We start from the raw sequence: 7,401 nt of genomic DNA on the forward strand, positions 1-7,401 counted from the left end.
AAATACGTGGCACGGTTTACTCCGAAATTACTGGCACAAATCGAAACGGAGTATCCAATTTTGAAAAAAGTTCTAGATTGTAATGTAGAGGAAATAAAAAATAAAAATCTGACTGAAGAAATTATTAGTCATGTTAACGCTTTATAAGGAAATGAAAGCTGCCTTAACGAGGTCTTTAATATTATTATAAAAGACTTTACAATAGTTACGCTCATAATAACAAATTAAATAGTAAGCTTTAATATTTATATTTAATAAATATTAAAATTACAGAAAGTATGAACAACAAAACCTTTTACAAAATTGAAAATTGGGAAACTATTCTTGAAAAAGTGAAGCATCAGTATAATCAAGATTTCTCAGAACTTAAAAATTATTTCAATCATGTAAAAAAAATGATGTGTTATAGTGTTTACACTCAAGAAAACTTAATACCAAAGGGATTAAAAGATATAAAAATCGAAGTATATAATGATCTTTCAAAAAAAATAAAAAAACATTTAGATTTCGAAAAAGTAAAAAAATGGCTGCACACAACTAAAGGTCAACAAAAAGAATTTATTGAATTTATTATTGATCTCGATGACAAAGAATTGGCTTGTATGCTAATTTACGAAAAGGTGTACAATCCAATTACAGAAAAACGATTAGACTGGGAATATCGTAAATTAGTAGCTTACAAAGATTGGTATAAAACACCTATTAGTTTCACAAATCTCAAGAAAACATGTTACTCCTGTGGTCATAAATATTTTCTTCAATGGAAAACTTATCATGAAAGTAGAAAGGATATTGTTAGTAGAGAATGCCCTAATTGTAATTTTTCTAAGGATAAAATGCTCAATCAAAATTTGAATATTTGGTATCACTCAGGAGTAGAAAGACTAGTAACTTTTCAGGGAGATAAATTTAAAATTAACAATACTATTTATTCTGAGCCACCTGTAATCAATGAAGCCAATCTAAAAAAAGATATTTCAAGTTTTAAAAAAAAAATATATAAAATAATTTCTGACAATCTTGAAAAAAAAGAGATTTCAATTAAATGGACTGATAATGACAAATATGATAAATGGTTTACATTTTTAAAAAAAACTAACAAAAAGTTAAGTCACGATGAAAATGAGCTACTTCAATACCTTATAGAACACCCCAATCAAAATGATATAAATAAAGTGGCAAATAAATATATAAATTCTTATGATTTATATGACTTTATTAATGAATTTATCAAACCTATTGAATACGATATAATCGATATTGAATCCCTTTCAAATCTTATTTTCAAAAAATTAAGTATATCAAATATTAAAGATTCACTGCTAAAAAAAATTAGCTCTCCATTTTCTTTGTTTAATTGGATTGGCAATGATAATTGCATCTTTGATAATTTCCCATGTCATTTACCTAAAATAACAGAAAGAAATTATTTAGTTAACGAGTACTTCTTAAACTACAAAGATAAGTTTTCTCTATTCGAAGTATCACAAACAGTAAAAGTAAAGACTGAAAATCCGAAAGTACAATTCAAAAAAAACAGCACTAAAATTGCTAGCAGAATTTCAGTAAACATGTCTAAAAATCCAGATTATCAAAAAAAAGGTCAATTACTATATCATAACATACAAAGTGTTAATAAAGATGTTTTTTTTAGAAAAAACCAAGCTTTATCTTGTAATGTTTGGCAACAAGCTGATGGCAGTCTAAATTTTACAATAACAGCTGTAGATGACATAGTTGCATCTAAAAAAATATCAATCTCAGATTTTCCAGAAGATACACGAGAAACAATTTATCAATTTCAAAGTGCTATGAATGACATTAATGATAGAGATAGCTTTTTTAAACTCTCCGATGATGAACATGATATCAATGATAATCATTTTGATAGCAATAATGACAACTATGAAAACCCTTTTAATAATAAGGATGATGATATTCCTTTTTAAAAATTATTATAGAAAAATAATCATATTATACATTATAGGGAAATAATAAAATATTATTTTAATACTTTATTATTGTACTTTTGCAATAACTATATACACAAAGTTTGGCACAAATAGATCACATAAAAGATATTGCACGATATGGTCTTGAAAATGATCGTGAAAAACTACTGAATTCTTTAAATGAATTTATAGAATATTACAGAGGTACGAGAAAAGTAAATTTGGCACTTCAACTACAATCCTTAGTTAAAGAATCTAATCGCAGCTCAGGGTATTTAACAAAAGTTGGTTCTGATCATTATTTTAGCAGACAAAATGAAAAAGAGGTCTCTGACTTATTCATCGACAAACTAAAATCTGATTATCGTTTAGAAAATCTAGTTGTAAGCTCTGAAGTTAAAAATGAATTAATACATTTTATTAAGGAAAATAATTCAGTTGAATTATTACAAAAATTCGATCTCCCTGTTTCAAACAAATTATTACTTCATGGCCCTTCGGGTTGCGGAAAAACTTTAGCATCTTATGTTATTGCAGGTGAAATAAATAAACAAATGTATGTAGTTAATCTAGGTGCTATCGTCTCTTCTAAACTTGGAGAAACAAGTAAAAATTTAGCAAAGGTTTTTAGAAAAGCATCTCAAGAAGAAAGTATCATTTTTATAGATGAGTTTGATTCTATAGGAAAAATACGTGACTACAATCAAGATCACGGTGAGATGAAAAGAGTTGTAAATACAATTCTTCAACTTTTTGATTATTTACCTCAATCATCTATAGTAATTGCAGCAACAAATCAAGAAAACATGTTGGATGACGCTTTACTTAGACGTTTTGATGTTAATTTAGAATTTTCTTTACCTAATAAAGTTCAAATTGAAGAACTTATTCTTTTAACTCTCAAAAAAGGGAATTTTAAATCTCCTTCAAAAACTATATTAAGTCGTATAATTAAGAAATGTGAAGGACTTAGTTATTATAGTATTCAGAAAACGTTAATAAACACCATTAAACGCTCACTTTTTGAACAGCTTGATAGTAAAAAAATAGTGCAAAAAATAAATGTATCAATTTGGTCAAACTTAATTGAATTAGAAAAAAAAGCTTTAAAAAAGTAACTAATTTTCTATATTTAAATCACTTTCTAACAAGTTATCACTTATTATATCTAAAGTATTAATTTCTAACATTTCACTATATAAACTGTTTTCTGTTTCATTTTTTATTTCTTCAGTAATAGTTAAAACAAGAGAAAAAGCATGGCTATTTTTCTTTAAAAGATCACTTAATCCTTCATCAATATCGTCTTTTGATAAACAACGAATCGCTAATGCTAATGATCCATTAAGCTTATCTATATCATTTGGTTGAAGTTTGTATTCCTTATCTTGTATATTCGAAAAACTACGATTTTCTTTTCCAAAATGATCTTCACTCCATGAAAATCCTGATTTTATAGAATAATCATTTGATTTACCATTTGCTATAGTATCCAAAGGCAAGTCTTTGACAATATTAAATGCAATTTGGAGAGGCACATAACTAAGATGATTCCCTTTATCTGGAAAAAAACTATATGCGAGTGTTATATTGAAAATTAATTTATTTGCAGATTTTTTTAAATATTCAGGCAAATAGATTGGGATTGATAATATTTCTGATGTATTTATCTCATCTTCAACAATCAATGTTATTGAATTGTTTTCTGAACCTATGAGAATATCCCTATTCGGAACTCCAAAACCAGTCAATTTCCGTAGAAGAATTTCATTATTTTTGAAATGAGGCAAATTACTATATTTAATAAAAGTCGCACTATTTATTAGTAAGGCTTTTATAGTTTGTGTTTTCAAACTCGGATAGGCATGCTCTACTTCTGCCGCTAATGACGCTACCAAAGGAGAGGCTAAACTAGTACCTGATGTCCTCTTGTAAAAATTAGAAGAATCAGTTAAAACTTCTATTCCTGAGTTATTATTTAATAAATCTCCACCATCAAAAACAAGATCAGGTTTATTTAAATACTTATTTTTTTGATTTCGTCTAAACTCTGTTTGATTTATCTCTTGATCATAATCATAATGAAATTTCCTAGTGTAATATGCTGGGTATATGTTTAATGGCGTAATATCTGAATTATCACCTTCTTCAATATTTCCCGCTAAAGCACCAACCGAAATATTATTCAATGATTCTGAAGGAACACAAATATTAGTATTTGAACAACAATGTACAGGAGATTTAGAATTCAGTGAATAAAAAAACTCTGGATAATTGTGCTCTTTATGGTAATCAGTAGTTAGTAACTCTTTTAAAGAAGAATCATCAAAGTTTCCGACAGATATAAAAATTAGTAAATCATTCTCATAAGAAAGCCTATCCAATTCAAATGCAAAATCAGAAAATGTTTCGTTATAATTTTTAGTTTGTCCAAAAACTAATGACATATTAAAAATTCGTACACCAAATTCTTTATTGGCTAATTTTATAGAATTTAATAACTTAGGAAAGTTAATTCCATCAGCCCCATGGTGCAGCACTTTAATTGGAAGTACTTTGCTTTTAGCATTGTATACGCCTTTAACAGAAGCTGGCAAATCTGTTCCAAATATAACTAATCCTGCAACTAAAATTCCATGACCAGAATAATCAGAATCGACCTCCCCCGTTATATTAATTCCATTATCTAAAACTAAATCTTCAAAAGGTCTAATTATATTAACGCCTGTATCTATAACACCAACAATCGGTAGATTGTCAGGTATATTAACTTCAAAACCATATTCCATTCTCAAATTACCAAGTTTACCTGGGCGAACAGTATTCGCCCTAGAACTAGTTATAATTTTAACAATATCAAAATTCCTTTCAATTATTTTTATATCATCACTACTTATTTTATCTAGGTAAAAAATATCTTCATTATGATTTACAGAATAATTAATTTCATTGTCATTTAAATAAGTTATAAGTGCTTCTTTTTGTAATTTGGCTATGGAATTAGAAACATTAATAATTGATAAAATTATATTATCTTCTTGATAAGTGAAAGTTCTTTTATCAATAAAATTAAATTTCATAATGTTTGCAATTAAATTATATTCTTGACCAGAATAAGCTATTGCTTCTTTGTAACTAATTATTAATTCAATATGCTGCTTAAAAATTTCAAAAAGGTCAAAATTTACAACTTCAAAAACAACAGTTTTGTTGAATCCACTATATGAAACAGGTAATAATCCATACTTTTGAAAAAATTTCTTTTTTAAATCACTATTAAAAATTGGAAAAAAATAAACTTCTATTAGATCAATGTATTTAGGGAATTCAATTGTCCTATTAGAATATCTATTTTCTCTTAATTCATTAAAAGAATTATAGTTAGAACGTAAATTATTAATTTGAAGTGGCTTAATTGTTTTAGAGGAAATTGTTTCTTCAATATCATCCGGTCTAATTTGAACATTTCTTGTTCTTTTAAAACTGTTATTTTGACTTTTATTATTTTTAAGAAACAGATGTCTATTTATCATTATATTTTTTTAAACACATGCGATAATAAATTTTATATCACAATACTTTATACATTTCTTAAAAATAATGAAATTACACTAAGGTTTTACATACCAACAACTTAAATATAAATAAATTCAAAAAACAACGTCTTTTATATGCTTTTAAAATATCCGTTGCCCTATTCGTTGCCCTAAAAAACAAAAAACCCTGTAAAACAAACGTTTCACAGGGTTTTTAAGTACTCAAGGCGGGAATCGAACCCGCACGTCTTGCGACACTGGATTTTGAATCCAGTGAATCTAGTACTGAAAAACACGTTAATAAACGTAAATTACCATTAAACCTAATCATATCGAAGGCTATAGAAGCTCTTAATTTCATTTAAAGACTCATAAAAACTCCAAATTGTTTAACCTATGTTTAACCCAAATGATTTATCTTAGACCAAAAATAAATAAACATGGGATCTGTCAAAGCAATTCTATATAAAAGCAAAAAAAGAGCTGATGAAAAATTTCCAATAGCGCTCAGAATTATTAAAGACCGTAAACCAAGTTACATATATTTATATTGGATTGAAGAAAAACACTGGGATCAGAAAAAATCAAAGGTTAAAAATTCCTATCATAGCGCAGCTCGTTTGAATAATTTAATCTTAAAGAAAATTACAGAGGCTGATGATTTAATTCTTAATTTCAGAACTAACAAGAAACCATACTCTTCCTCCAAAATAACTTCACTTCTCAAAGGTGGAAATAACTCAAAATTATTCTTTGAATATTCAGAGCAATATTTCCAAGATTTAAGTAAGCTCGGAAAACATAGCCGACTGATATCTGAACAAGGTAGAATCAAACACTTTAAAGAGTTCTTAGGAAACAAAGACATTCCTTTTGAAGAAATTGACCAAGGGATGCTGAAACGGTTTAAAATCTATCTTGCTACATCTAGAAAAGTCTCAGAAAGGTCAATAATGAATTCCCTTATTGTGATTAGAACACTATTTAATCTAGGTATTAAAGACGGATTAGTAGACCAGAAGTATTATCCTTTTGGAAAAAATAAAATCAAAATCAAATTTCCTGAAACCATAAAAATAGGTCTTGAGGAGATTGAAATTAATGCTATTGAAAACCTTGATCTTTCAAAAGGTTCAACCATATGGCATTCAAGAAACATTTTTCTATTCTCATTTTACTTAGCAGGAATGAGAGTTTCGGATGTTTTAAAAGTGAAATGGTCCGATATTAAAGATGAAAGATTGTATTATAGAATGGGGAAAAATAAAAAAGTTGATTCCTTAAAAATTCCATTAAAAGTAAAAATGATTATTGGCTATTATGAAGACGAAAAAAGATCACCTGAAGATTTCATATTCCCTGAGCTAAAAAAAGCAAAAGAAAATGATTCAAGAGATATTTATTGCAAAACAAAAACCGCAACAAAAAAGTTCAACAAGTACCTTGATGAAATTGCTCAAAGGGCAAAAATTGATAAAAAAATAACTATGCATATTGCACGCCACTCCTTTGGTAATATAGCTGGAGATAAAATTTCTCCTCATATGCTTCAAAAGCTATATAGACATTCACATTTAAGCACAACTATTGGTTACCAAGGGAATTTCATACATAAAGAAGCTGATAATGCGCTTGAAAGCGTTCTTGATTTTTAGTTCAACTATAAATTCAATTATCTTAAAATCCAATGAACAGTAATGTTCGTGCGGGTTCAAGTCCCGCCTTCAGTACTTAAACAACCCTTTGATTTTCAAAGGGTTGTTTTGTTTTTATTACATTCTAGGATTCAAATTAAAATCTTGAGAATAGTTAAGGGGTAAAACATAGGTAAAACATTTACTATTTGTTATTACGTATCCCCCCGAGCAAGTACATCTTTTGAGATATTCTTTGCTGTATTATTTTTGTAAAAA

The 7,401-nt window shown here is 27.6% G+C and carries 4 protein-coding genes and 1 tRNA gene; 3 read left to right on the forward strand and 2 right to left on the reverse strand.

The features are described from left to right. The first annotated feature begins 278 nt into the window (after positions 1–278). Positions 279–1,949, forward strand: coding sequence for a hypothetical protein (locus KQA_RS0217825; RefSeq protein ID WP_010182982.1), 1,671 nt, complete (start codon positions 279–281; stop codon positions 1,947–1,949). A gap of 104 nt (positions 1,950–2,053) precedes the next feature. Then, a complete protein-coding gene (locus tag KQA_RS0217830; RefSeq protein WP_010182984.1) occupies positions 2,054–3,070 on the forward strand; it encodes an AAA family ATPase in 1,017 nt (338 codons plus the stop codon). Here the strand turns inward: KQA_RS0217830 and KQA_RS0217835 are convergent, their stop codons facing one another. Both KQA_RS0217835 and KQA_RS20405 read right to left on the reverse strand, forming a co-directional pair. Beyond that, a complete protein-coding gene (locus KQA_RS0217835; protein WP_010182985.1) occupies positions 3,071–5,485 on the reverse strand; it encodes a S8 family peptidase in 2,415 nt (804 codons plus the stop codon). Positions 5,486–5,710: 225 nt separating this feature from the next. Next, positions 5,711–5,813 (reverse strand) — tRNA-Leu (locus KQA_RS20405). Between the two features lie 115 nt (positions 5,814–5,928). Between KQA_RS20405 and KQA_RS0217840 the strand changes: the two genes are divergently transcribed. After that, positions 5,929–7,143 (forward strand): site-specific integrase, encoded by a 1,215-nt coding sequence (locus KQA_RS0217840; protein WP_010182988.1) that lies wholly within the window; start codon positions 5,929–5,931, stop codon positions 7,141–7,143. Positions 7,144–7,401 lie beyond the last annotated feature (258 nt).

Origin of the sequence: Aquimarina agarilytica ZC1 (assembly GCF_000255455.1) — a bacterium.
Taxonomy (GTDB): domain Bacteria; phylum Bacteroidota; class Bacteroidia; order Flavobacteriales; family Flavobacteriaceae; genus Aquimarina; species Aquimarina agarilytica.

Excerpts from the sequence above, each read along its gene's own strand:
- KQA_RS0217825 (WP_010182982.1), top strand. The coding sequence starts at position 279 with ATGAACAACAAAACCTTTTACAAAATTGAAAATTGGGAAACTATTCTT.
- KQA_RS0217840 (WP_010182988.1), top strand. The coding sequence starts at position 5,929 with ATGGGATCTGTCAAAGCAATTCTATATAAAAGCAAAAAAAGAGCTGAT.
- KQA_RS0217835 (WP_010182985.1), bottom strand. The coding sequence starts at position 5,485 with ATGATAAATAGACATCTGTTTCTTAAAAATAATAAAAGTCAAAATAAC.